The sequence below is a fragment of the Polaromonas sp. AER18D-145 genome (genome assembly GCF_002379095.1).
Lineage (GTDB): Bacteria > Pseudomonadota > Gammaproteobacteria > Burkholderiales > Burkholderiaceae_C > Polaromonas.
The window spans coordinates 96,786-121,737 of sequence record NZ_NBZV01000008.1 but is presented as its reverse complement, the minus strand read 5'-3'; the positions used below and the strand labels follow the sequence as shown (position 1 = coordinate 121,737).

Annotated in this window: 29 protein-coding genes; 2 read left to right on the top strand and 27 right to left on the bottom strand. The window is 63.4% G+C overall.

Translation table 11 applies throughout. The features are described from left to right. From B7G52_RS06795 to B7G52_RS06725, 15 genes are all read right to left on the bottom strand, one after another. The coding region (locus tag B7G52_RS06795) for an AMP-binding protein (RefSeq protein WP_141397394.1) at nt 1-326 on the bottom strand (326 nt) is incomplete at its 3' end. A gap of 24 nt (nt 327-350) precedes the next feature. Then, nucleotides 351-749, bottom strand: a complete 399-nt coding sequence (locus tag B7G52_RS06790) for a Zn-ribbon domain-containing OB-fold protein (protein ID WP_096696859.1) — start codon at nt 747-749, stop codon at nt 351-353. 12 nt (nt 750-761) lie between these two features. Further along, entirely contained in the window at nt 762-1,949 is a 1,188-nt protein-coding gene (locus B7G52_RS06785) for a sterol carrier protein (RefSeq protein ID WP_096696858.1), read from the bottom strand. A 20-nt stretch (nt 1,950-1,969) separates the two neighbouring features. Then, on the bottom strand, nt 1,970-2,506 hold the full coding sequence (locus B7G52_RS06780; RefSeq protein ID WP_096696857.1) for an aromatic-ring-hydroxylating dioxygenase subunit beta: 537 nt from the start codon (nt 2,504-2,506) through the stop codon (nt 1,970-1,972). A 105-nt stretch (nt 2,507-2,611) separates the two neighbouring features. Beyond that, nucleotides 2,612-3,904, bottom strand: a complete 1,293-nt coding sequence (locus B7G52_RS06775) for a Rieske 2Fe-2S domain-containing protein (RefSeq protein ID WP_096696856.1) — start codon at nt 3,902-3,904, stop codon at nt 2,612-2,614. Nucleotides 3,905-3,972: 68 nt separating this feature from the next. Then, nucleotides 3,973-4,164, bottom strand: coding sequence for a 2-hydroxymuconate tautomerase (locus B7G52_RS06770; protein ID WP_096696855.1), 192 nt, complete (start codon nt 4,162-4,164; stop codon nt 3,973-3,975). Nucleotides 4,165-4,185: 21 nt separating this feature from the next. Continuing rightward, complete coding sequence (gene dmpH, locus B7G52_RS06765) at nt 4,186-4,974, bottom strand: 2-oxo-3-hexenedioate decarboxylase (protein ID WP_096696854.1); 789 nt, start codon at nt 4,972-4,974, stop codon at nt 4,186-4,188. Then, entirely contained in the window at nt 4,971-6,014 is a 1,044-nt protein-coding gene (gene bphI / locus B7G52_RS06760) for a 4-hydroxy-2-oxovalerate aldolase BphI (protein ID WP_096696853.1), read from the bottom strand. Before bphI ends, dmpH begins: the two co-directional genes overlap by 4 nt. Nucleotides 6,015-6,031: 17 nt before the next feature. Next, nucleotides 6,032-6,943 (bottom strand): acetaldehyde dehydrogenase (acetylating), encoded by a 912-nt coding sequence (locus B7G52_RS06755; protein ID WP_096696852.1) that lies wholly within the window; start codon nt 6,941-6,943, stop codon nt 6,032-6,034. Nucleotides 6,944-6,965: 22 nt separating this feature from the next. Further along, the gene (locus B7G52_RS06750; RefSeq protein ID WP_096696851.1) at nt 6,966-7,760 is read right to left on the bottom strand and encodes an SDR family NAD(P)-dependent oxidoreductase; all 795 of its coding nucleotides are present in this window, start codon (nt 7,758-7,760) and stop codon (nt 6,966-6,968) included. Between the two features lie 10 nt (nt 7,761-7,770). Beyond that, on the bottom strand, nt 7,771-8,553 hold the full coding sequence (gene dmpE, locus B7G52_RS06745) for a 2-oxopent-4-enoate hydratase (RefSeq protein ID WP_096696850.1): 783 nt from the start codon (nt 8,551-8,553) through the stop codon (nt 7,771-7,773). Between the two features lie 78 nt (nt 8,554-8,631). Beyond that, complete coding sequence (locus B7G52_RS06740) at nt 8,632-10,086, bottom strand: 2-hydroxymuconic semialdehyde dehydrogenase (RefSeq protein WP_096696849.1); 1,455 nt, start codon at nt 10,084-10,086, stop codon at nt 8,632-8,634. 106 nt (nt 10,087-10,192) lie between these two features. Next, nucleotides 10,193-11,137 (bottom strand): catechol 2,3-dioxygenase, encoded by a 945-nt coding sequence (locus tag B7G52_RS06735; protein ID WP_096696848.1) that lies wholly within the window; start codon nt 11,135-11,137, stop codon nt 10,193-10,195. Between the two features lie 41 nt (nt 11,138-11,178). After that, the gene (locus B7G52_RS06730) at nt 11,179-11,505 is read right to left on the bottom strand and encodes a 2Fe-2S iron-sulfur cluster-binding protein (RefSeq protein ID WP_170954697.1); all 327 of its coding nucleotides are present in this window, start codon (nt 11,503-11,505) and stop codon (nt 11,179-11,181) included. Nucleotides 11,506-11,569: 64 nt separating this feature from the next. Next, entirely contained in the window at nt 11,570-12,409 is an 840-nt protein-coding gene (locus B7G52_RS06725; RefSeq protein WP_096696846.1) for an alpha/beta fold hydrolase, read from the bottom strand. Between the two features lie 222 nt (nt 12,410-12,631). On the opposite strand from B7G52_RS06725, the gene B7G52_RS06720 reads away from it, so the two are divergent. Continuing rightward, nucleotides 12,632-13,336, top strand: a complete 705-nt coding sequence (locus B7G52_RS06720; RefSeq protein WP_096696845.1) for a GntR family transcriptional regulator — start codon at nt 12,632-12,634, stop codon at nt 13,334-13,336. Between the two features lie 41 nt (nt 13,337-13,377). Further along, nucleotides 13,378-14,610, top strand: coding sequence for an NAD(P)/FAD-dependent oxidoreductase (locus B7G52_RS06715; RefSeq protein WP_096696844.1), 1,233 nt, complete (start codon nt 13,378-13,380; stop codon nt 14,608-14,610). A gap of 62 nt (nt 14,611-14,672) precedes the next feature. Here B7G52_RS06715 and B7G52_RS06710 read toward each other — a convergent pair whose 3' ends face one another. From B7G52_RS06710 to B7G52_RS06655, 12 genes are all read right to left on the bottom strand, one after another. Continuing rightward, nucleotides 14,673-15,473 carry an alpha/beta fold hydrolase gene (locus tag B7G52_RS06710; RefSeq protein ID WP_096696843.1) on the bottom strand — a complete coding sequence of 267 codons (801 nt, stop codon included), beginning with the start codon at nt 15,471-15,473 and terminating at the stop codon, nt 14,673-14,675. Between the two features lie 44 nt (nt 15,474-15,517). Further along, a complete protein-coding gene (locus B7G52_RS06705; protein ID WP_096696842.1) occupies nt 15,518-16,750 on the bottom strand; it encodes an acyl-CoA dehydrogenase family protein in 1,233 nt (410 codons plus the stop codon). 16 nt (nt 16,751-16,766) lie between these two features. Then, nucleotides 16,767-17,168 carry a Zn-ribbon domain-containing OB-fold protein gene (locus tag B7G52_RS06700; protein WP_096696841.1) on the bottom strand — a complete coding sequence of 134 codons (402 nt, stop codon included), beginning with the start codon at nt 17,166-17,168 and terminating at the stop codon, nt 16,767-16,769. 5 nt (nt 17,169-17,173) lie between these two features. Further along, nucleotides 17,174-18,343 carry an acetyl-CoA acetyltransferase gene (locus B7G52_RS06695; protein ID WP_096696840.1) on the bottom strand — a complete coding sequence of 390 codons (1,170 nt, stop codon included), beginning with the start codon at nt 18,341-18,343 and terminating at the stop codon, nt 17,174-17,176. A 91-nt stretch (nt 18,344-18,434) separates the two neighbouring features. Then, nucleotides 18,435-18,920, bottom strand: a complete 486-nt coding sequence (locus tag B7G52_RS06690; RefSeq protein ID WP_096696839.1) for a MaoC family dehydratase — start codon at nt 18,918-18,920, stop codon at nt 18,435-18,437. A gap of 55 nt (nt 18,921-18,975) precedes the next feature. Continuing rightward, a complete protein-coding gene (locus tag B7G52_RS06685; protein ID WP_096696838.1) occupies nt 18,976-20,493 on the bottom strand; it encodes an AMP-binding protein in 1,518 nt (505 codons plus the stop codon). Nucleotides 20,494-20,513: 20 nt separating this feature from the next. Beyond that, nucleotides 20,514-21,380 carry an alpha/beta fold hydrolase gene (locus B7G52_RS06680; protein WP_096696837.1) on the bottom strand — a complete coding sequence of 289 codons (867 nt, stop codon included), beginning with the start codon at nt 21,378-21,380 and terminating at the stop codon, nt 20,514-20,516. Next, nucleotides 21,377-22,066 (bottom strand): transglutaminase family protein, encoded by a 690-nt coding sequence (locus B7G52_RS06675; protein ID WP_240523349.1) that lies wholly within the window; start codon nt 22,064-22,066, stop codon nt 21,377-21,379. The genes B7G52_RS06680 and B7G52_RS06675 overlap by 4 nt, the downstream gene beginning before the upstream one ends. A gap of 13 nt (nt 22,067-22,079) precedes the next feature. Next, complete coding sequence (locus tag B7G52_RS06670) at nt 22,080-22,961, bottom strand: SDR family oxidoreductase (RefSeq protein WP_096696869.1); 882 nt, start codon at nt 22,959-22,961, stop codon at nt 22,080-22,082. A gap of 24 nt (nt 22,962-22,985) precedes the next feature. Beyond that, a complete protein-coding gene (locus B7G52_RS06665; RefSeq protein ID WP_096696835.1) occupies nt 22,986-23,420 on the bottom strand; it encodes a PaaI family thioesterase in 435 nt (144 codons plus the stop codon). Continuing rightward, a complete protein-coding gene (locus B7G52_RS06660; RefSeq protein ID WP_096696834.1) occupies nt 23,417-23,893 on the bottom strand; it encodes a PaaI family thioesterase in 477 nt (158 codons plus the stop codon). Before B7G52_RS06660 ends, B7G52_RS06665 begins: the two co-directional genes overlap by 4 nt. Then, nucleotides 23,890-24,951: an MBL fold metallo-hydrolase gene (locus tag B7G52_RS06655; RefSeq protein ID WP_096696833.1), complete on the bottom strand. Its 1,062-nt coding sequence runs from the start codon at nt 24,949-24,951 to the stop codon at nt 23,890-23,892. The genes B7G52_RS06660 and B7G52_RS06655 overlap by 4 nt, the downstream gene beginning before the upstream one ends. Between the last annotated feature and the right edge of the window lies 1 nt (nt 24,952).

The following is a 24,952-nucleotide window of genomic DNA, read 5'->3' as shown; positions in this document are numbered from 1 at the left end:
CGGCAGCGCGTATCCAACAGCAGGAACTTGACCTCGCTGTCCTTCAGCACGTGCAGCATCTCGGGCCAGACGTACCCTGTATTGAGCCCGACCCGCGGCGCCGCGATCTTCATGCAGGCAAAGAAGTGCTCATACACCTCGATGCTTTCCTGCGTCAGGATGGCCACCGCCTCGCCCGCGCGGTGGCCGAGTTGTTGCAAGGCCACGCCGAACCGGTCGGAGCGTTGATCCATCTCGCGCCAGCTACGCGAGCGTTCGCCGCACAGGTAGGCGGTCTTGGTCGGGTAGTTACGCGCACAGCGCTTAACCAGGTCTCTTGCCAACATAACTTGTCTCCTTGGTTTTAAGTTTCACTTGTCGGCCTTATTGCCGTCGTCAAGGGCCGGTCGGAACACCAGACCTTGTCGGTCGAAATGCGCGTGGACCGCCTGACCGACGGCGACCGCCTCGGGCGTGACGCCGTCAAGCCGACATATCAGTCGCGGCCCCTCGGCCAGCTCGATCAATCCATGCACCAGAGGCACGGGAAATTCGGGCGTGTAGGGCCGACGCGTCACGGTAAAAGAGAGAACAGCCCCGCGGCCAGACGCGGGCCTCCATTGCACGTAGTGATCTCCAGCGACACACCAGGCACGCTGATGCAGACCCAGCGCCCGGCCGGTTTCGGTATGCACGGGAATGCGCAATTCGCCAGCAGCGATGAATGCGAGAAATTCCTCGTCGTAGCGGTGAAAAAAGGTGCTATCCATCAATGGCTCCAGTCAGGCGAGGGTGCGGTGCGGGCTGACCAGTACGCAGGTGTGGTAGTCAAGGCAACCACCATTGCCGGTCACCAGAATCAAGTCGTTGCGCACGACCTGCCGCGCGCCGCCGGCACCGCGTGCCTGGATCACCGCCTCCGACAGCGGCGTCATGCCCTGCAGGTAAAAGCCCGACAGGTGCCCACCACCGGTATTGACCGGCAACTTGCCGCCGGGCGCGGTGTGGCCCTGCGCGACGAAGGCCCCGCCCTCACCCCGGGGACACAACCCATATGCCTCCAGGCCCAGGATGCCGGCGTAAGAAAAAGCGTCGTAAAACTGGCACTGAGTCACATCACTGGCATTCACCCCGGCACTACGGTAAGCGATCTGGCCGGCCTGGATGGCACCCGTGAAGACCTCTGGATCGTCGCCGCTCAGGCCACTGCGGCCGCGGTGCCCCTGGCCCATGCCGTGGATGAAAACGGGCGGCTGAGGCCCATCAACAGCACGGTCGGCTGAGGTGATGATGAGCGCGACAGCGCCGTTGACCGGGAAGCAGCAGTCGAACACTCGAAACGGCTCCACGACGAAAGGCGATGCGAGGTAGTCGTCCATCGTCATCGGCTTGCGCAGGAAGGCCTGCGGGTTCAGCGCCGCCCATTGCCGGCAAGCAAGCGCATAGGCGCCGAGCTGCTCGGCCGTGCTGCCATAGAGCGCCATGTGACGGCGCGCGGCCAACGCATAGGCGGCGGTGGCCCCCAGGAAGCCTTGCTGGGCCTCCCAGCCCTCGACACCGGTCAGCGGCATCGCCAGAGCAAAGGCATCACCCCCACCTGCCCTCGGTCCTTTGAGCGGGGTGTCGGCAAACACACAGGCCACCGACTTGACCAGTCCTTCACGCACCGCCATCGCTGCATACTGCACCATCTGCACCGCCGTCGAACCCTCGGAGTCCATCGCGGCCAGCAGCCCCAGGTCGCGTAGCCCCAGGTCGTTTTGCAGACGCAAGGGCAACTCTTCAGGCTCTGCTGTCGGGCTTTTGTTGAGCAACAAGCCATCGATGTCTTGCAGGCGCAGACCCGCATCAGCGGCAGCGGCGGCCACCGCAGTGGCAGCCAGCTCGCGGATCGTGCCGATGGGCTGGCGTGACATCGCACTGAAACCCAGCCCGGCAATCGCGGCCCTGGCCCTGGTTTTTTTCTTCATTCGCGTGACCATGGTGCGCGTCAGATGATGAATGCCAGACTGGGAACAGCCTCGTCCCCATGGATCAGAACCACTTTCTTGAAGAACATGCCCAGTGAGCCATCCGCTCGGCGGCGCAGATGGTGCTCCACCCGCCCCGGCCAAACTTCTATCTGACCCGTCGATGAGCGCCGCAATTCGTACAGCACAAAGTTCGACAGCACGCGGTAGCCGCCCTGCGCGTGGCGTTCGATCTCGATGTTGCTGACGAGCCGCCGCATCGGCGACACCGGCAGTTGGGCATGGCGCTTGCCTGTCATCAACTGCGCGATGCGGGTGCGCAAGCGGGAACGGTTGTCGGCGGTGATCGACACATGTTTGTTCATGTCGTAATCACCCTCGCCGCGAGGGACCCAATAGGTCATATCATCCTCAACCAAAGCCTCCCATTCAGCGTAACGCGATTCGTCGGCCAGGCGCGCCTCCCGGTACAAAAAGTCGCAGACTTCGCGGTGCTCTTCCAGCCCGATCACGTCAGCCTTTTGCTTGGGGCCGACAGCGGCAGTGATGTTTGTCATGATGTATCTCCTTGCGCGTCCTGCTCGCAGGGCGCTTTTTTAAACACGAAATTTCAGTGAATCCGCCGCCCCGAAGGGAGACGGATGAGGTGGTGATCAATACGCTCAAACAGGGGACGGCGAAGGGGCTGTCATCACCTTTTTGTAGTGCTGCCAAAAGCCGCGGTTGGTACACTCGTCGGACACGTGCCCCACCACCACGCCCATCTCATCGACATGCTCTCGGTTCAGACCGCGCGACACGTCCAGCCAGTCGGCACGGTCGCGCAAGGCGATTTGCTGGCGCTCCGAAATCACGCTGTCGTCGGCGAGCAGGAAGGCCGAGGGGCCCATCGCCGCTTCGGAGTTGCGGATGATGCGCTGGTTGACTTCGTCGGGCGCGCCTTCAAGCAGCATCGGGGTGTGCCATTGGACGCACTCATGGGCGCTGATCGGTAGAAAAATGACAATGTTCATCTCGCCGAGGAACAGGTTAGGGAAGATCGTGGCGTGGGGCGGGCCATCTCGCAGAATGTTGTCGCCCTTTTCCTCGCCGTAGGCGGCCTTCATCTGCGCGATGTACTCCGGAAAACGATTCGGCGTGGTGTTGAACCACTTGAGATACTCGGTGTAGGTCGGCGAGAAATACAATTCTGTATGCCCGTTACCCCAATCCTTGGTTTGGGAGCGTAAGCTTTCCTCAGAGGCAATCACGGCGCTGTCGTATTGGGAATCAATCACCTGAGCAAAGGAGGCATGCACGTCGTTGACGTGGTAGCCGTCAGTGTCGTTCTCGGGCAGCATCTTCCAGTTGGCACCGAAACGCTGCTTGGTCCAGCCCGCCGTGAGCTGAAGGCGACCGGTGGGCGACATGTCACAGGCGCGGTCGATCAGGATTTTTCCTCGCCCCAGTTGTTCCATCAAGGGTGGCGCCGAAGCATTGAAGGTGGCGAACACGAAGCCACGATAGACTTCAGTGCGCAAGGGCTGCAGCTTCAGCTCCGACTTGTCCTTGTCAAACCCGCCGGGATAGGGAACGTCCTTCAGGTTTCCGGCCAAATCATAGACCCATCCGTGGTAGGTGCAGGTGAAGTATTTTTCCTTCCCATGGTTGGCGATGCACATCATGTTGCCGCGATGCGCGCAACGGTTGGCGATGACGGCGATGGAGCTATCGCGCTGGCGCACCATCAAGACCTCTTCTCGGCCCAGCGTGCGGCGCACGTATTCGCCGGCCGTTGGCACTTCGGAATCGTGACCGACGAAGACCCAGCCGTCGTAGAATATTTTCTTCATTTCGAGCTCGAATATCGACTCGTTCGCGTACAAGCTGCCGTGAATACGGTCTCGCTCTATCAAGGCACCGACATCAACGTCAGGAGCCTTGCGTGTGATGGTGATCGTTTGTGTACTTGCCATTTTGATTCTCCATAAAAATAGTGTAAAAATTTGCCCTGAAAGTATTTCCTTCCCGTGCCGGGCGCCAGCTAGCGTCCGATATCCTTGGCGCTCACCCCGGCAATGCCCCAGTTCTCCTTGGGCACGTCATGGATCCAAACCCTGACGTTTTCCTTGGGCGCGCCCACAGCGTCTACCAGCGCCTGCGTGACCTTTTCAATCACCGCGCGTTTTTGCTCTTCGGTGCGGCCTTCGATCATGTAAATCTGTGCAAATGGCATGTGGGGTTCTCCTGATACGTTTCAAACAAACCGGATGCTGGTGCTGCCCATGCCCTGCACGCGCAAGGTGACGGCGTCGCCCGCCTGCACCGACACGGCTTCGGTGATGCCGCCCGAGAGGATCAGGCTGCCGGCCGGAATGCACTCGCCGCGCGCGCCCAGGTGGTTGGCCAGCATGGCAATGGCCGCAGCCGGGTGGCCCAGCACGGCGGCGCCGGCGCCAAAGGCGACAGCCTGGCCGTTTTTCTCCAGCACGATGCCCACGGTGCGCAGGTCCACGCCGGACACGCCCATCGGCTGGCCGCCCACCACGAAGCGCGCCGCCGAGGTGTTGTCGGCCACCACGCTTTTCAGATCGAACTTGAAGTCGCGGTAGCGGCTGTCGATGACCTCGATGCCGGGCATCACAAAATCGGTGGCGGCCAGCACCGCGCCGATGTGGCAGCCCGGGCCGCGCAACTCAGCCTTGGTGACAAAGGCAATTTCGGGCTCGACTTTGGGGTGGATCAGCTCGCTCACCTTGCACTCGCCGCCGTCGGGCACGGCATAGTAGTCGGCCATGAAGCCGAACACCGGCGTGCTGACACCCATCTGCTTTATCTTGGCGTGCGAAGTCAGACCAGCCTTGAGGCCGATGATGCGGTGGCCGCGCGCCAGCTTGCGGCGCCGGATTTCGTCTTGAATGGCGTAGGCGTCATCCCAGTCCATGTCGGGGTAGTCGTCGGTGATCTTGCTCGTGTCCTGCGCCTGCAGTTCGCAGTTTTCCAGGCGTTCGGCCAGCGCGGCAATGGTTGCGGAGTCGAGTTTCATGCGGCTACCTTGTTGGAGTTTTTACGCTCACGCGCCATGGTCATGGCGGTGTCTTCGATCATGTCTTCCTGCCCGCCCACCATGCCACGGCGTCCCAGTTCGACCAGGATATCGCGCGCCGGCACGCCGTACTTCACACTGGCGCGTTTGGCAAACAGCAGGAAGCTGGAATAGACCCCGGCATAGCCCAGCGTCAATGAATCGCGGTCGATGCGGATGATGTGATCCATGATGGGCACCACCAGATCCTCGGCCACGTCCTGGATTTTGAACACGTCAACGCCGGTCTCAATCCCCATGCGCGCGCACACCGCGATGAACACCTCCATCGGCGTATTGCCGGCACCGGCACCCAGGCCGGCGGCGGCGGCATCAATGCGGTTGGCGCCGGCCTCGATCGCGGCGATCGAGTTGGCGATGCCCATGGCCAGGTTGTGGTGGCCGTGAAAGCCCAGTTCGGTCTCGGGCTTGAGCGCTGCACGCACCGCACCCAGACGCACTTTGACGTCGTCGGGCAGCATGTAACCGGCCGAGTCGGTGACGTAAATGCAGTTGGCGCCATAGCCTTGCATCAACAGCGCCTGGCTGACCAGCTTTTCCGGGCTGGCCATGTGCGCCATCATCAAAAAGCCCACGGTGTCCAGACCCAGCGCGCGCGATTTGGTGATGTGCTGCTCGGAGACGTCAGCCTCGGTGCAATGGGTGGCGACGCGGATGGTGCTCACGCCCAGGTCTTTGGCCATCAAGAGGTGCTCGACCGTGCCGATGCCGGGGATCAGCAGGGCCGACACCTTGGCCTGCTTCATCAGCGGAATCACGGCCCCCAGATACTCCTCGTCGGTGTGCGCCGGAAAGCCGTAGTTGACCGAGCTGCCGCCCAGGCCGTCGCCGTGGGTCACCTCGATCAGCGGCACGCCAGCGGCGTCCAGGCCGCAGGCGATGCTCTTCATCTGGTCCAGCGTCATCAGGTGGCGCTTGGGGTGCATGCCGTCACGCAGCGTCATGTCATGGACGGTGACTTTTTTGCCTTGCAAATTCATGGGTTTCTCCTTCGGGTTCAGGCGTGGACGGGCTTGAGCGTGAGCCGGCCAGCGAGGATTTCTTCGGCGAACATCTCGGCCGTGCGGGCGGCAGCGGCGGTCATGATGTCGAGGTTGCCGGCGTATTTGGGCAGGTAGTCGCCCAGGCCTTCGACTTCCAGGAATACCGAGACACGGTTGCCGTCGAACACCGGGCCGTTGACCAGCTTGTAGCCCGGCACGTACTTTTGCACCTCTTTGATCATGGCGTGGATGGACTCGGTGATCTTTTGCTGATCGGGTTCGGTCTCGGTCAGGCAGTGCACGGTGTCGCGCATGATCAGCGGCGGCTCGGCCGGGTTGAGGATGATGATGGCCTTGCCTTTTTTGGCACCACCCACTTTTTCCACGGCGCCGGCGGTGGTGCGGGTGAATTCGTCGATGTTCTTGCGCGTGCCCGGGCCGGCCGATTTGCTCGAGACGGTGGCGACGATTTCGCCATAGGCCACGGGCTGCACGCGCGAGACCGCCGCGACCATGGGGATGGTGGCCTGGCCGCCGCAGGTGACCATGTTGACGTTCATCTCGCCTTGGCCCACGTGGTCCTTGAGGTTGACCGGCGGTACGCAGAACGGGCCAACGGCCGCAGGTGTGAGGTCGATCATCAACACGCCCAGGGCGTTGAGCTTGCGCGAGTTCTCGGCATGCACGTAGGCGCTGGTGGCGTCGAAGGCGATTTGCACGCCGTCGGTCAGCACGTGCGGCAGCAGGCCGTCAACGCCCTCGGCCGTGGTCTTGATGCCCATCTCGCGGGCACGTTGGAGGCCGTCGGATGCCGGGTCGATACCCACCATCCAGACCGGTTCGAGCACTGCGCTGCGTTGCAGCTTGGCCAGCAGGTCGGTGCCGATGTTGCCGGGGCCGATCAGGGCACATTTGATTTTTTTCATGAAAGACTTCACAGGTTGATATTTAGATGAGTGTGCGTACCACGCCGCCTTCAACGCGCAGCGCGGCACCATTGGTTGCCGCAGCGCGCGGGCTGCAGACATAGATCACCATGGCCGCGACTTCAGCAGGGTCAATAAAGCGCTGCAGCAGCGAGGTCGGGCGGGCGTATTTGAAGAAGTCATGCTCGGCCTCTTGCAGCGTCTGGCCCGCTTCACGAGCCAGCTTGGCGAAGAACTCGCCCACGCCCTCGGTGCGGGTGGGACCCGGCAGCACGGCATTGACCGTGACACCGGTGCCGACACAGGTTTCGGCCAGTCCGCGCGAGACGGACAACTGCGCCGACTTGGTCATGCCGTAATGAACCATGTCAGCGGGCGGGCAAATACCCGACTCACTGGAGATGAAAACAATACGACCCCAGCCGCGCTCTTTCATGCGTGAGAGGTGGTGGCGCGCCAGGCGCACACCGCTCATCACATTGACCTCGAAGAATCGCAGCCAGTCGTCGTCGCCAATTTGCTCGAACGGTTTGGGTTCAAAGATACCGAGGTTGTTGACGAGAATGTCGACGTCTTCGGCGGCAGCTATCAATCGCAAACAACCCTCGACCGAGGACAGATCGGCCTGCACGGCATCGACATCCGCACCGCGGACCTCGACATGGATGCGCTCGACCGCACTCGCCAGCCGCGCAGCACTGCGACCGTTGACGATGACAGAAGCACCCTCGGCCGCCAATTCGCGGGCGGTCGCCCAGCCAATACCGGAAGTGGAACCCGTGACCAAGGCACGCTTGCCTTTGAGTTGAAGATCCATCGACTGCCTTTCAGGCGAATTTCACCGAGCAACTGCCCAAGCCGCCGATCGACATGCGGAAGTTGTCGCCCGCCTTGGCCGGCGCCATCGCGGCCAGCGCACCGGAGAGGATGATCTCGCCCGCCTTGAGGCCGATGCCGAGACGCCCCAGCGTGTTGGCCAGCCAGGCCACCGCATTCACCGGTGAGCCCAAGGCGGCAGCACCGGCACCAGTGGCGATGATGTCGCCATTTTTTTCCATCACCATGCCGCAGGTGGAGAGGTCGATCCGACGCGGGTCAACGGCGCAATCACCCAGCACAAACACGCCGCAGGAGGCGTTGTCGGCCACGGTGTCCTGGATCTTGATTTTCCAGTCGCGGATGCGTGAATCAACAATCTCGAAGCAAGGCATCACGCACTCGGTGGCGGCCAGCACATCGGCGTTGCTGATGCCCGGACCCATCAGGTCTTTTTTCAGGAGGAAGGCGATCTCGCCCTCGGCCTTGGGCTGGATCAGGGTGTTGGCGGCAATCGACTGGCCTTCGTTGTAGATCATGCCGTCGAGCAGGTAGCCGAAGTCGGGCTGGTAGACACCCAGCATGTTCATCACGGCCGCCGAGGTGACACCGATTTTTTTGCCCACCACGCGCTCGCCCGCCTGGAGACGGCGCGAGAGCATGCGTTGCTGGATGTGGTAGGCGTTTTCAATGGTGATGTCGGGGTGGCGGGTGGTCAGCGGCTCGACCACCGAGTGGGTGGTCATGGCGTGATACAGCTCGTCGCCCAGGGTGGTGATCAATTCAGGGGTCATCGTTGCCTCAGGTAGTCAGTGAAATGGGCTGGCCGACACGCCGTGAGCGCAGCCGTGGCTTCCGGGTCTGGCAGGGATTTAGAGCTTGATGCAGACATTTTTCAGCTCCGTATAAAACTCCAGCGAATGCACGCCGCCTTCGCGCCCGATGCCCGATTGCTTGGCGCCGCCGAAGGGAGTGCGTAAGTCACGCAGGAACCAGCTGTTGACCCAGGCGAGGCCGACCTCCATGCGCTGCGCCATGCGGTGCGCGCGTGAGACGTCGCGCGTCCAGATCGCGCAGGCCAGGCCGTAGTCGTTGTCGTTCGCCTTGGTCAGAACTTCCTCTTCGGTGTCGAACGGCGAGACATGGCAACAGGGACCGAAGACTTCCTCCTTGATCACGCGCGCCGTCTCCGGCAGGCCGGTCCAGATCGTCGGCTGAACCCAGCTGCCGCCGGCGAGTTCACCCGATATGTCGGGTGCGCCGCCACCGGTGACCACCGTGGCACCTTCGTCAACAGCAAGCTGGTAGTAAGACAGCACCTTGGCCTGGTGCTCCTTGCTGATGAGCGGACCCATGCCGGTCGAGGCGTCTTCGGGACGGCCGAGTTTCATAGCTTCGGCGCCCCTCTTGAGCGCCGCGACGAACTTCTCGAACAGGGGCCTTTCGACGTAAACCCGCTCGGTACCGAGGCAGACTTGGCCGCAGTTGGCGAATACCGAGCGCAGCGTGCCTTCGATGGCCGCGTCGAAGTCGCAATCAGCAAACACGATGGCGGCATTCTTGCCCCCCATCTCCAGACTGACCGGACGCGCGCCCTTGGCGGCGGCTTTCATGATGACTTCGCCGGTGCGGGTCTCGCCCGTGAAAGTGATCGCATCGACATGCGGATGGCAGGTCACGAACTCGCCGGCCGAATCGGGCCCGAAGCCGTGGACGACGTTGTAGACGCCCTTGGGGATGCCGGCCTCGTTCATCACCTCGCCGAGCAACGCGGCGGTCTGCGGGGTTTCTTCGGAGGGCTTGACGACGACGGTGTTGCCGCAGGCGAGCGCCGGACCCACCTTCCACGTCATCAACAACAGCGGAAGGTTCCACGGGCAGATCACGCCGACCACCCCGACCGGGCTGCGGTAGCCGTAGTTGATGGCACCCTTGCCGTCGGGCGTGTTCATCTCGAAGAATTCGGTGGGCACGTTCTTCACCACGTCGGCAAAAATCTTGAAATTGGCCGCGCCGCGCGGAATGTCGATATGGCGCGCCAGGCTCATCGGCTTGCCGGTGTCCTCGCACTCGGCAGCGAGAAACTCGTCGAAGCGGCGATTGATGCCGTCGGCCACCGCGTACAGGCGTTCGACGCGCTCAGCCACCGACATTTTTCCCCAAGGGCCCTTGAGCGCCGCGCGCGCCGCCGCCACGGCCGCATCGACCTCGGCGCGGCCGGCTTCATGCACCTGCGCGATCACTTGACCGGTCAACGGCGAGCATTTGTCGAAAGTTCGATCGGCAGCGGTATATTCGCCGTTGATGAAGTTGAGGATTTGTTTCATGACATCGTTGCTGGGAAGGTAACGCTAAGCCAATGACGGCGCGGTCGGCACCGCCGACCGCAAGATTGCCGATGCAGCCCCGGAAACGCTATGTGCACGGCAGGCCTCAGGTATAGACCTCTGTGAACGATCCAGGCAGCACCCCGGTGTGGTAGAAAATGCCACGGGCAGCTTCATCCTCGGTCCAGGTCGTCACTGGCCGGTCAGGCTGCGCCTGGTAACCCAAGCCGGCAAAGGTTTCGTTGCGGTTGCCGCTCGGGTCGAAGAAGTAGATCGTTTCGCCGCGCGTGATGCCGTGGCGCGTGGGCGCCACATCAATGCGCACCTTGTTCTTGGCCATGATATCGCCGGCCTTCAGGATGTCATGCCAGGAATCCAGGAAAAATGACACATGGTGCAAGCCTGGCGTCGGGCCACCGACAAACGCAATGTCGTGTGGCTTGCTGGAGCACGAAATGAACGAGGCCAACTGAAACGCGCCGCCCGGACCCACGGTGATCTGCTCGGTCTGGAAAAAATCAAGCACATCCAGAAAGAACTTGGTGTTCTCGGCAACCTTGTTGACTCCCGTCGCGGGATCGAACGGACACATGAGCAGAACATGGTCGAGCCAGTGCGCACCGGCCCCCTTGATGTTGTCGGGCCAGGGGTCGGGATTGGTGGAGCCAACCTCAGTGCCTACGCACTCTTTCGTTGCATACAGCCGCATGTCGTGGCCGCTGGGCAGGGTGAATTGGAGCATGCGACCAGTGGCGGGCAGCGTGCCTTCGGGTAAGACCTTGGTTTTGATGCCATAGGCTTCTATTTTTTTCTTCAACTCATCAAGTTCTTCATCCTTCTTCACCTTGTAGGCCACATGGTTCATGCCGGCCTGGTCGGATGGGGTGAGGATCACGGAAAACTTGTCCCACTCGTCCCAGCATTTGAGGTACACGTTGCCCTGCTTGTCCTCCATGGTTTTTTTCATGCCCAACACATTTTCATAGTGCTTGACGGCGGCTGCCATGTCCATCACCTTCAGGCTGACGTGGCCGATTCGCATAATGCTCATTGCATTTCTCCTTTTGTTGACTGGTTTAGAACGCCTGCACTTCAGGATGAAGCACTGGCCACGCTGGGAAAAGTAAACGCCTTGGTCATCTTGCCCACCACCTCGACCGCCACGTTTTCAAGCGGCGCCACACGGCAGGCCAGACACACCCCTTTTGCTTCTTCTTCGACCGACACGTGGGCGCGACTCATCGCACCCACCTTGCGGACCCGACCGGAGCGAATGCTGATCTTGCACACGCCACACCCACCATTGACGCAACCGACCGGAATGCCCCGCTTGCCCAGTCGGGTCATGCCCATCAGCAGCGTTTCAGCTTCGCTGCAAAGGTAAGTTTCCCCGGTCTGCTCCAAACGAATCGACCACATACAGGGGCTGCTGTCGCCTGGCGCATGGCTGGTCGGCGTAGTGACGATCTTTTGCATCACGACCTCAGACGGCGTCAGCCTCAGCCAAAAAGTTTCCCACCTGCTGGGCAAAGCGCGCCGCATGCTCGATCTGCGTCCAATGTCCGCAGCGGCCAAACACATGCAGTTGCGAGCGCAGGATGAGCTGCGAAAGATGGATCGAATTGGACAGCGGCAGCACCTGGTCTTCCCGTCCGTGAATGATCAAGGTCTCGTGCGGCAAGGCCCGAATGTCTTCGTCCCGGCTCGCCAGCGACGCCACCCAGCGCTGCCGGGGCGCGGGGAACATGGCCGCGTATGACTCCTGAAAACCGGGCCGCTTGCTGGCCTCGTAACGCAATTGGGCGAGTTCGTCCGTGACCAGGCTGCGGTCATACGCAAACATGTCCATCACCTTGCGCATGTTCTCGAACGACGGGGTGTAGCCCCAGATCGCGTCCAGCGCGGGGGTGATCGGGAAATTGACACCGGCCGCCCCCATCAGTACCAGCCGACGCACACGCTCTGGATGGCGGATGGCCAGTGCCAGCGACAGCGCCCCACCGAAAGAGTTGCCCACCAGATCAACCTGATCCAGTTCCAGCTCGTCCATCAGGTCGATGGCCTGCTTGACCCAGGCGTCCATCGTGTACGCCATCCCCTCGGGACGCTCGGTAAAGCCAAAGCCCACCATATCCGGCGCAATGACGCGCCGCGACTTGGCCAGCACCGGCATCACCAGACGCCAGTTCGCATAAGCACTGACCCCCGGACCCGAGCCATGGATCATGAGCACCGGGAAACCTTGCCCCTGGTCGTGATAGTTGGTCCGTAGTCCTGCAGCAACGATACTTTTGCCGATCTCGGGGGATTGTTGTACGGTCATCGTGTCTCCATGGGAGGGTCCCTGCTTGCATTAATACAGCGGCTGATGAATTTATCCGTGCACCAGCCAATTGTCGAGATTATTAATTAATATGACTATAAATTAATACTAGCGAAAACCCTATGAATTATTGAGATTTTTAACTGTTAAGCTTAAACCCGTGCGTTCTCAACGTTTCTGGCACGCCAAATTTCCGTTTACAGGTAGCCCTTGAACACAACCATGTCTCTTGATATTCCCGATCGTTTGGCCGATACAGAAATCGAGGAGCCTCGAACCCTCATAGAGACGGCCTACCGTCAACTGCGCCGAGACATCATCGATGGCAGGCACCCAGCCGGGCAAAAACTACGCGTCGAACATCTGAAATTCCAGTATCAGGTGAGCGCCGGAACGCTGAGGGAGGCGATGGCACTGCTGGTGTCTGACTCCCTGGTCGTGTCGCAGGGGCAGCGCGGCTTTAGCGTGGCCCCCATGTCCTTGGCGGATCTGGAAGACTTGACTCGCGTACGGGTCCTGCTGGAATGCGAGGCCGTCGAAGAAAGCATCCGCCTGGGCCGCGATACCTGGGAAGCAGATCTGGTCAGCGCCTTTCACAAGCTCTCGCTGGCCGAGGAGCGCTTGCACACCGATGCCGCCGGCACCTTTGACGAATGGGAAGAGCGCAATCGCCAGTTCCACGAAGCACTGGTTGCCGCATGCAGGTCGGGTTGGCTGCGCAAACTCCGCGCGCAACTCTATCAACAGACCGAACGGTATCGGCGACTTTCGGCGCTGAAGGGCCCGCCGCCGGTTGAGGTCCACGAAGAGCATCGCAATATCTTTAACGCCGTCATGGCGCGCGACGCCGCCAAGGCCAAGGCCCTGCTTGCCGCTCACATCCATCGTGCCCTGACGGTGATCAGAACCGCTGGTTTTCTCAAGTAATAATTGACTTTCAAGATGGGCTCGAAACGAGCCTCAACAACATGAATAACAACTCGGCTTTGGCCCCGGTGGTCGTCCTGGGCGGCGGCCTGGCAAGTGTTTCCTTTGCAGGTGGCTTGCGGTCTGGCGGCTTCCAGGGGTCAATCATCGTCGTTACCGACGAACTCGAACCTGCCTACGACCGCCCGCCCTTGTCAAAAGATTTTCTGCGTGACGGCACCACCGAGAAAATTCGCCTCGATCTGAGCCGCTCGCCTGACGTCGAATGGCTGCGCGGCGTGGCGGCGCAGCGGGTGGATACCCACGCACGTGAAGTCCACCTGGCCGATGGCCGCTGCCTGAAATACGGCACGCTGGTGTTCGCCACCGGTGCGTCGCCACGCGTGCTGCCAGCGCTGCAGGGCGCACCGATGCCCATCCTGACATTGCGTACGCTGGGTGACGCGCAGCGCATCCGTGACGGCTTGGTGCCCGGTGCCAGGCTACTGGTGGTCGGCGGTGGAGTGATCGGGCTCGAACTGGCGGCCACGGCGCGCGCCCTCGGTGTCGCCGTCACTTTGGTCGAATTTCTACCCCGATTGATGAGCCGCGGCGCATCGGCAACGCTGGCCTCATTCGTTGCGCGGCATCATGCCGAACAGGGTGTCGACTTGCGGTTCGGGCGATCCGTTACGGGTTTCAGCCGCTCCCGAATCGTTTTGGATGATGGCCGCCAGATCGATGCCGACCTGGTCGTGGTCGGCATCGGCGTCACCGCCAACGACTCGCTGGCGCGCGCCACGGACATCGCCTGCGACGACGGCATATTTGTTGACGGGCGAGGCCGCACCACCTGTCCGAACGTCTACGCCATCGGTGACGTCACGCGCCAGCGCAACCCGGTGAGCGGCCGTTTCGAGCGTATCGAGACCTGGTCCAATGCGCAAAACCAGGGCTTGGCCGTGGCACGTGCTTTGCTTGACCCAACAGCGCCGCCTTACGGCGATCTGCCCTGGTACTGGTCCGAGCAGTATGCCTTGCGCATTCAGGTTGCCGGCCTCACCAACGGGGACGATGAAATTGTGCGGGGCGACATGGCAACCGGTGACAAATTCTCACTGATTCACCTCTCCCGAGGCCAGGTCGTCGGCGCCAGTTGCGTCAACAACGCACGCGAGTTCACGTCCCTGAAGCGCCTCATCACTGGCGGCTCCCTGCCCGACCGCTCAGCACTGGCGAACCCTGGTACTGACTTGCGCAACCTGATCGCCCGGACAGCCTCGCAACCGGCGTGATCTCAGGCGCGGCAGGCGGCTGAGGTCGGCGGATCCGTGCGCCCTGATGCCCCTCATCGGACTTACTCTTTGTCGTTGGCTGGGGCGCTGTGCCCAATGCGCCCAAGCCGCTGCAACATGCCAATCGTCTCGCCGCGCGCACGCTGCTGAGGATGGTGGCCGATTCCAGGCAGCGCCATCACTTCAAGCGGCATCAGGCCGTGGCGGAACAGGGAAATCGCGCTGGACCGCCAGCCATACTCATCGTCATTGCCGAACAGCACGGAGACCGGGCAACGCGCGGCAGCGATCTCGGCGCTCATGTCCCATTGCAGCGCCTGCGGGCTGGCCCAGGGCTCATACCAGCCCCAGAACATTGCTTCGGTGTTGTCGCCATGGTGGCGCTTGAGCTTGTCACGCAAGCCCTCGTGTTCAAAGGCGCGGCGCGCACCGGTCATGGCGTCGATCATGACCTGATCGATGGCGATGGTCGGCGAGCAGGCGAGCACGCCAAACACAAGATCGGGATGCGCCGCCGCAGCCAGCACTGCCATGGCTCCTCCGTCGCTGTGACCGAACATCAGCGCCTGGCGAATGTCGAAGTGCCGCAGCACCTCGCCGAGCACCGGCCCGGCTTCCTCGCGCCGGTAGCTCGGCTCACGCCCACCCACCAGACTCTCGGATCGCCCATAACCATACCGGTCATAGGCCAGCACCGGCCAGCCGCTGGCTTCGGCCAACACCTGAGGCAGGTCTTTCCAGGTGGTGATGCAGTCCAGCCCGCCGTGCATCATCACGATGGTCGGCTGCCCGTTGCCCACATCACCCCAGGTGGTGGCGGCCAGCCGATGGCCTCCCGCAAACAGTTCGTGCTCTTTCATCATGTCAATCTGTCTCCTGGTTGCGCCTTGCAGGGGATCGGCACAGCCTACAGGTCGGCCTGTCCGGTCAGCAGTTGGCGCGCGATGGTGCGGCGCTGGATTTCGCCCGTGCCGTCGGGGATGCGCATCACGCGGGCGAAGCGGTAGCCCTCTTCCAGGCGCAGTTCGTTGGTCAGGCCCATGCCGCCGTGGATCTGGATGCTGCGGTCCATGACGCGCCCGAGCATCTCGGTTGAAAACGCCTTGACCATGCTGACCTGCGCGGTGGAGGCGCGGCCGCTGTCAAGGCGCCAGGCACAGTTCTGGATCATGGTCTTGGCGGCGTAGATGTCCATCGCGCTGTCGGCCAGCATGAGCTGGATCGCCTGGTGCTCGGCGATCGGCACGCCAAAGGTTTTCCGCACCTTGGCATATTCCACCGCCTGGTCTAGCGCCCAACGCGCCAGGCCCAAACAGGAAGCCGCCATGCCCATGCGCCCGGCGTTTACCCCGTCCATCGCCACCGCCAGACCGTGCCCGACTTCGCCGAGCCGGTGGTCGTCGCGCACGCGCACGCCGTCGAGCACGATGACGCCTGTGTCGCCGCCCAGGTGGCCCATGGTGTTGATGACGCGCGGCACGGAAAAACCGAGCGCTCGCGTGTCAACGAAGAAGCCGGTGACGCCGCCCTTGTGGCGGGCTGCGGCTTCGGGGTCGGTCAGCGCGAACACCATGGCGTAATCGGCGTAGGGCGAGTTGGTGATCCACTGCTTGGTACCGGTAAGCACCCACTCGTCGCCGTCGCGCACCGCGCGGGCTTTCATGCCGAATGCGTCGGAGCCGGCATCGGGCTCGCTCAGGCCGAAGCACAGGGTCTTGTCGCCGCTGGCGATGCCGTCGCGGTAACCGGCAAACACCTCGGGGGCCAGGTGCCGCAGCACCGGCGACAGGCCGTTGGTGAAGGGCGACGGCAGCACCACCGTCTGGACCAGCGCTTGCGCCGGGCCCACGCGGTGGTTGAGGGTCTCCTGCACGTGGGCCATGACCTGCGCGCCCTGCCCGCCGCCGCCCAGTTTTTCGTCACCGAACAGGGTGTAAAAGCCCAGCTCGGCCGAGCGCTTGCGCACCTGCTGGCGTAGCGCCAGCACCTCGGGCACATAGCGGCCGCTGGCGTCGAACAGGGTCCGCTCGCTGCCCAGCAAGTGATGGTGGCGCTGCTGCAGCGGCAGCACTTCGCGCTCGACGAAGCGCAGCACCGCCTCGGCCATCGCCACGGTATCGGAATCGATGGTGAAGTCCATGCGGGAAGCCTCGTTGTTACAACAGCCGGAACTTCGGCAGCGTGACCTCGTCGGTCACGTCGTCGTACTGCACCGTCACGCGCTGGCCGATGCGCACCGCCTCGACATCGTCGGTGACGATGTTGGTCATCATGCGTGCGCCTTCGTCGAGGTCGATCACCGCCACCACGTAGGGGGTGTCGGCCTTGAAGGCCGGGCCGGCCGGCCGGCGCGCGATGGTGAAGCTGTAGATGGTGCCGGTGCCGCAGGCATCGACCCATTCGACGGCATCGGAATGGCAGTGCGGGCACAGGACGCGCGGATAAAAATGGTGCTTGCCGCAGTCGTGGCAGCGCTTGAGTGTCAGGCGATGCTGCTTCAGGGCATCCCAATAGGGGCGGCTTTCGCCATCGATGATGGGCAGGGGTTTGTCGTACATGGTGCTCACCGGGTGGAAAGGATGCAAGTGGCACCGCTGGAGAGCGTGCCGCCGGTGCCGTGGACCAGCGCGGTCACGGCATTCGCGATCTGACGCGGGCCGCATTCGCCGCGCAACTGGCGCACCGCCTCGATCAGCAGGAAGATGCCGTACATGCCAGGGTGCGCGTAGGACAGACCGCCGCCGTTGGTGTTGAGCGGGAATACGCCACCCGGCGCGGTGCGCTGGTTGGACACGAAGGCACCGCCCTCGCCGCGCTTGCAAAAGCCCAGCGCTTCGAGCGTCATCAGCACGGTGATGGTGAAGGAGTCGTAAACCTCGACCACGTCGATGGCGTCATGCCCGATGCCCGCCATGGCGAAGGCGTCGCGCCCCGCCACCTCGGCTGCGGTCAGGCGTGCCAGATCGGGCATGGCGGCAATGGTCCAGTGGGTGTGTGATTCGCCGTAACCGCGCACATGGACCGCCTTGCGCCCGAGCGCCTTGGCGTGCTCTGCCGTGGTCATGACCACGGCGCCGCCGCCGTCGGTCACCAGGCAGATATCGAGCAGGTGCAGCGGGTCGGCGATCATCGGGCTCTTGAGCACGTCCTCGATCGACAGCGGGTCGCGCATGGTGGCCGCCGGGTTGAGCGCGGCCCATTTGCGCGTGGCCACGGCAATCTCGGCCAGTTGCCCGGAGGTGGTGCCGTATTCGTGCATGTGACGCTTGGCCGCCATCGCATAGCCGCCCACCGGCGTGGGCATGCCCCAGGGCGTTTCGTACTGCATGGTCAGCACGGCAGGACGCCCGGCCAGGTTGCGGCTCATCTCGCTCTTTTGCAGGCTGCCGTAGGTGATCAGCGCCACCTCGCAGCGGCCGGCCTCGATGGCGGTGGCGGCATGCGCCACGTGCGCCTCGAAGGCCGAGCCGCCGATGTTGGTGCCGTCCACGAAGCGCGGGGTGATGCCCAGATACTCCGACAGCGTCACGGTCGGCAACTGGCCCGGACCGGGCACGCCCCACAGGCCGGCAGTCAGCAGGCCATCGACTTCGCTCATCGGAATGCCCGCATCCTTGAGCGCGTCGCGGGCGACCAGCGCCTGGACCTGCAGGACCGACATGGGCGTCAAGACCTTGCCGTCCTTCAGTGGCAGGTCGGCAACGCCGACGATCACAGCTTCTCGTTTTGTCATACTTTGAAATCTCCTGGTGTTGAACAACATGGGACCTTGCTGCCTGCATCGCCATAGGTCACGGCATTGAACCCGGCCGGCCTGGCACAGATCACGCCGTGCCGGCCTCCCTGGGCAGGAAGGTCAGGGTCTCAGTGAAATCGGCGATGGTCTCGCCGCGCTGGTTGATCACCAGGTGCTGCAACTCCATCAGCGTGTAGCCGCGCGAGGTCTTGGGAAGCAGTCGGGCTTCGCCTTCGACGTGAATCGTGTCGCCGGGAAACAGCGCACCACGCAGGCGTGCCTGCAGGCCGGTCATGCCGCCGAAGGGGCCAACCGCTTGACCTGTCAGCGTGCGCTCGATGATGCCAGCCACGTAGGTCGCCAGCAGCCCCATGCCCAGCGAGATGATCATCGGCCCCGGCGCGAAGCGGCTGCGGTGCGCACCCGTCATGTTGGTCTCGATGTAATCCATGTCAATGAAGAAGGGCTCGTGCAACCCGACCACATTGACGAAGTTGACGATGTCGGTTTCGGTGATGGTGCGCCGGTGCGTCTTGAAACGCTGCACCGGGTCGCCGGTGGAAGCCTGGGTCATGTTGTCGTCTCCTTCATGGCTGGTTCTGGCTGAAAATCGTCCGCTGCGAGCCGCGTCAAACCTGGCCGTGCCCGGCCTTGACAGCCGCGCGGTCCACCCCACCGGCAGCGGTGTGGGGCAACGCCTGCGCAAACACCACATGCTTGGGTTTCTTGTAGCGCGCGATGCGAGCGCCCACAAACTCGATCAATTCCTCGGCACTCACGGCGTGCCCCGCCTTCAGCACGCAGATGGCCTTGACCGCCTCGCCCCACTGAACGTCCGGCACGCCGATGACCACCGCCTGCGCCAGCGCCGGGTGCTCCAGAATGGCCCGCTCGACTTCAGCCGGATAGACGTTCTCGCCGCCCGGCTTGATCAATTCCTTGGCCGGTGAACGCCCGCTGTACCAGAGGTAGCCCTCGGCGTCGATGCGCCCCATGTCACCCGTGTGGTGCCAGCCGTTGCGCAGCGTGAAGGCGTTGTCTGCCTCGCAGCGCCAGTAGCCCTGGAACACCATCGGCCCGCGCACCACGATTTCGCCGGTGGCGCCTGTGGGCAGCGGGCGGTCCAGTTCGTCCACCACCGCGACCGTGTTCAGCGCGGTGGGACGCCCGGCGCTGCCGGGGCGCTCGTCAAACGGCGCCAGGCTGATCGAGCCCGAGGTCTCGGTCTGGCCGTAGGCACTCCAGAAAGTCGTCTGGGGACAGCTTGTGCGCAGGCGCGCGATGGTTTCGGGCACGTCGATTCCCGACACCACGCGCAAGTGGTCCAGCGCCGAACCCTGGGCCGCGGCCGCGTCCAGCAGGGCGCCCAGCATCGGCGGGAAGGTGCCGATCAGGCTGCCCCCGTCCTCGTCGATATGTTTGACCAGGCTCGCCGGATCGAAACGTGTCAGCAGCAGCGTCGCTCCGCCCGCCTGCTGCGTGGCCAGCAGGAAGCCGATGGCGGCCACGTGAAACAGCGGCAAGACGCCCAGATTGACATCTGCCGTGGTCAACTGCCAGGCCAGTTGCGTCTGCAGGCTGGCAGAGATCAGGCCGCGGTGCGAGAGCAATGCGCCGCGCGGCCGCCCGCCCACGGCGGCGGTGTGGATGATGACGAGTCCCTCATCGTCGTTCAGATCGGCGGGCGGCACGGTGCGATCGAGATACAGGGCGCTGACCGGCGTCCACGGCGCCTGCGCCGCGCCCGGCGCCGTCCCCAGCGTGTAGCGCTGCATGCCGTCCAGCCCTTGCTGCGGCAACAGCGCCTTGAATTCATCGGCCACGATCAATACCCTGGGTGCCACGTCCTCGATGACGTAGGCCACCTCCTCGGCCGACAGCCGCCAGTTGATCGGCACCACGATCGCGCCCAGTTGGGCGGCGGCGCCGAACAAATCGACATATTCCAGGCCGTTGGGGGCCAGTATCGCCAGCCGGTCGCCCTGGCCCACGCCCGCGGCCGCCAGACCAGCGGCCAGGCGAGCCGTGCGCTCGGCGTATTGGGCGTGCGTGACCCGCTGATCGCCGAACACCAAGGCGGTTTTCGATCCGTACAAGCGCGCGTTGCGCTTGATGAGATCGTGCAAGGTGAAAGATCGCAAACCCATTTCATGCTCCTCGTTCAGGTTCAGATTCCGCTCGCCGGGGCCTTCGCCGGCGGCATCACTTCGTGCAGAAAGTTCGCCACGCTGGCGACAAAGGCATCGTTGGCATCACCGGCAATCATGTGGCCGGCGCCCTTCAGATCGACAAATCGCGCGCGCGGCAAGGTTTGCACCAGGGCACGCGCATCTTCTTCGCTGATGACGTCGCTGCGCTGGCCGCGCAGCAGCAGAGTGGGTGCCTGCAGGCCGCGCAAGGCGCGCTCGTAACCGTCGGCGTCGCGCCGGTGGTTGTGGTTGGCCTCGCTCATCATGAGCGGATCCCAGTGCCAGTTCCAGCGGCCCTGCGCATTGAGGCGCAGGTTTTTCTTCAGGCCCTCGATGGGACCCTCCATCGGCCGGCCACGGTAGGCGGCGATGTGCTGGGCGGCCTCTTCGAGCGACGCAAAGCCATCGGGCCGCGCCCGCATGAAACGCACGATGCGCTCGACGCCGGCTTCTTCCATGCGCGGCGCAACGTCCACCAGCACCAGCGCGTTGATCGGCGGCGCATGTGGGCGCCCGATGGCGGCCATGCTGGTCAAGCCCCCCAGGGAGGCGCCGACCACCGCCAGCGGCGTTCCCAGCTCGCGCCAGATGCGGCACATGGTGTCGGCCAGCGTCTCGATGCGGTAGTCGCCATCCGTGGCCCAGGCGCTATCGCCATGCCCCGGCAGGTCCAGCGCAACGGTGTACCAGCCGGCATCGCCCAGCACTTGCCCGGCCTTGCCCCAGGCATGGCGCGTCTGCCCACCACCGTGCAGCAGCAACACCGTCGGTGCGCCGACCGGGCCGTAGACATCGGCCACCAGGGGGCCGCCCGCGAAGCCGGCAAATTCCCGGCGCGTCGTCATGATGGCTTACCCACCTCTTGCGCGAAGTCGGCACCGCTACCGGCCACCTGGCCCCAGTCGGCGAAGGTCTTGTAGTGCTCGCGCCACGAGGCCAGCAATTCATCGCGCGGCAAGTCGGCGTAGGTGCCGTGGTCGTGCACGTACTCCATGTGCCGGCGGCCGCTGACATCGAATTCATGAAAGACCGAATCGGCGCTGCCGTCGAACTCCAGCGGGTGGATACCGGCCTTCTCGCACAGGGAGCGGTTGAAGGCGGGCGTGGCCTTGAGCCACTGGCCGTCCACCCACAGCTCGGTGTAGCCGTGAAAGACGAACAGGTCGGTGCCCATCATCTCGTACAGCCGCTGGCTGGTCAGGTGGTTGCGAACGTCGGCATAGCCCACCCGTGCCGGCACGCCCAGGGCGCGGGCCGCCGCCGCCAGCAGCGCCGCCTTGGGCACGCAAAAGCCGCGCCCGGCCTCGATCACGTGGCTGCCCTTCAATCCCTCGACTCTTGTGTCAAAGTAATAGGGATCGTAGAGAAACTCGTCGCGCACGGCGTAATAGAGCTTGACCGCGATCTCGCGCGGCGTCATCGCGGGGTCGGCCACCCGGCGCGCGAACGCGATCACAGCCGGGTGGTCGCTGTCCACGTAGCGGCCGGGCGCGAGATAAGCCGACGGATCGTTCGAATTTGTGGTTTTCATAGTCACATCCATGTCATTCATCCTTGACGCTCAGGCACTTTGGCGTTTCGGCCAACGCAAAGCCGTTGAAGGGTTTGGACCGATCATGGGCCTGCAATTTCCAGGTGGGTCGGGCATTGGGCACGCCGCCATCGACCCGAATGCACGAGCCCGTGATGAAAGCCGCCGCCTCGCACAGCAAAAATACAATCGCTGCCGAAATCTCGGCCTCGGTGCCATAGCGTTGCAGCGGCACCTTGGTTTTCAGGCTGCGCAGTTCGGCCTGCATCTCGGGGCTGTAGGTGTCAAAGCCGCTGCTGGCGATCCAGCCCGGCGCCACGGCATTGACCCGCACGCCGGCGCAGGCCCATTCGCAGGCCGCCGTCTCGGTGAACGACAGCATGCCGGCGCGCGCCGCGCCGCTGTGCGCCATGGTCGGCATGCCGCCCCAGATGTCGGCGATGATGTTGACGATGGCGCCGCCGTTCGATGCCATGGACTGGTTGAAGGCTTCGCGCGCCACCAGGAAGCCGCCGGTGAGGTTGCTGCGCACTACCGCATCCCAGCCCTTCAGACTGATGTCCTTGACCGGCTGCGGGTACTGGCCACCCGCGTTGTTGACGAGACCATCGATCTTGCCGTGCTGTGCGATCACGTCGGCGATCATGGCCTTGACGCCCGGCTCGTCGCGGATGTCACAGGCGTGAATGCTGGCCTGGCCGCCGGCCTGCGTAATTTCAGCTTGCACAGCTTCCAGTTTCTCGATGCGGCGACCCACCAGCGCCACGCTGGCCCCGAGGTTGGCCAGCTCGTGCGCGGTGCAGCGGCCGATGCCACTGCCACCACCGGTGACGATAACGGTTTGACCTGCAAACAGGCCAGGGCGGAACACGGAACGGTAGGTAGGTTGAGACATGATGGACATTTCCTTTCTGTGCCCTCAGGCTCGCAGCATGAAATTGCCGTGGCCAAGGGCGATGGGCTTATCGGGGCTGGATTGCCATGCCTGGATGCGCAGATTCGCCACCCGCTGGCCCAGCTTGACCATCACGACGTTGGCATAGGTGTCCTGCGGTCGACCCGAGCGCAGGTAATCAATGTTGAAATCGATGGTCTTGGGCAAGTCCTGGCTGTCCATGTGCCACAGCAGGTAGAACAGTCCGGCGCACTCCAGAAACCCCCCGGTGGCACCGCCATGCAGAGCCGGCAGGAGGGGGTTGCCTATCAGTTTTTCCTGGAATGGCAAGACGCAGGTGAACTCCTCGCCCTTGACATCAATGCGCAAGTCCAGAAAACGTGCAAAGGGCACAGCCTGGATCACTTCGCTCCAGTCACCCTGCGCGCGCGCATGGTTAATTTGTTCGGTCCAGTTCATCGCGGCACCTCCTCGTTGCGCAATACCGGTCGCCCGGAAGTAAACATGTAAATGCCGACTGCGGTGGCTATTGGGTCGTCCGACGTGTCGTGGTAGGCAGCGCCGCGCACGAACGCCAGTTCTGCAGTCAGCTTGTAGCAAACGGCCCCCCCCAGAATCGCACGCCCGGGCGTGGCGGGCTTGAGGTAGTCGATGCGCAGGTCCAGCGTGGCCATCGGCCGCATCTCCGGCAGCTTGACGAAAATCGCGAATCCGAACGCGGCGTCGAGCAGCGCAGTGATCACTCCGCCATGCAAAACCCTGGTCTGCGGATCGCCCACCAGCGCTTCCTGGTACTCGACCTTGAGCACGCACCAGTCGGTGCGCACCGCGTGCGGCAGCAGGCCCAGTTCGCGGTTGTACGGCGACACATGGGCGAACTTCTGCCATCGCTTGGCGATTTCTTCTTCGTTGATGGTGTGTGTTTCTGTCATCTCGATACATCTCCAGACAAGGTGAGTGTGGGCTCTTCGCCGGCCGCCGTCACCGGATACCAGCGGGTCACAGCTGGCGTTTCTTCACGACGCACATAGCCGGAGCGCTCCAGCCACAGCAGGTGCGCCAGGGTTTCGCCCATGGCCAGGTAAGCATGCAAGGGGTCGCTCTGCGCGCCATAGACCGCGCAGCCAAGTTCGGTGGCGTTCATGCTCTGCGCGCCCAGGCGCGCCATGAACTTGCGCAGCGCTTTTTGATGGTGCGCCACCAGTCCGTGCGCGCGCTTGACCCCGGCATGGTAGACGTCGTGGTGGGCCGGCAGAACGTGCTCGATCTCCAGCGCGGCAATGGTGCGCAGGCTGTCCAGATAGCGCGGCAGCGGATCGGTTTCGCCATAGGGCCAGACACCGATGTTGGGTGTGATGCGCTCGAGCAACTGGTCGCCCGTGAGCAGCAACTTCAGCTTGGGCTCGTACAAGCAAATTTGTGCAATGCTGTGGCCGCCAAGCACCAGCACGTCGAAAGCATGATCGCCGATGTGCAACGTCTGGCCGGCTTCGAGCGGCTCGACGCGAGTCGGCACGGCACAGGCCATGTTGCTTTGCAACACCCCGCCCACCACCTGCTGCGCGTCCTCCGGCGCCGCCCCATGGCGGCGCATGAAGTCGATACAGTACGCGCGGTCGCCGGCGCTGACCACGTGCGTCTGCCGCGCCACCGCCACCTCTTCCTCGCGCATCAGGATCGGCGCCCCGGTGCGCTCGTGCAGCCACACCGCCAGCCCGAGGTGGTCGGGGTGGTGGTGCGAGACTATGATGCGCGTCAAGCCAGCTGCCAGCGGACCTGCCAATGCGCGCAGCCACAAGGCCCGCGCCGCCTCGCAATCGGCACCAGTGTCGAACAGACACCAGCCCTCGCTTTCGCGAATCAGGTAAATGTTGACGTGGTCGATGCCGTAGTCCACCGGCAGCGTGAACATCAGAATGCCGGGCAGGATCTCCTTCAGCGGCAGCCCGACCAACCCGTCAATGGCTGAAGTAGCCGGGGAGGTGCCCATG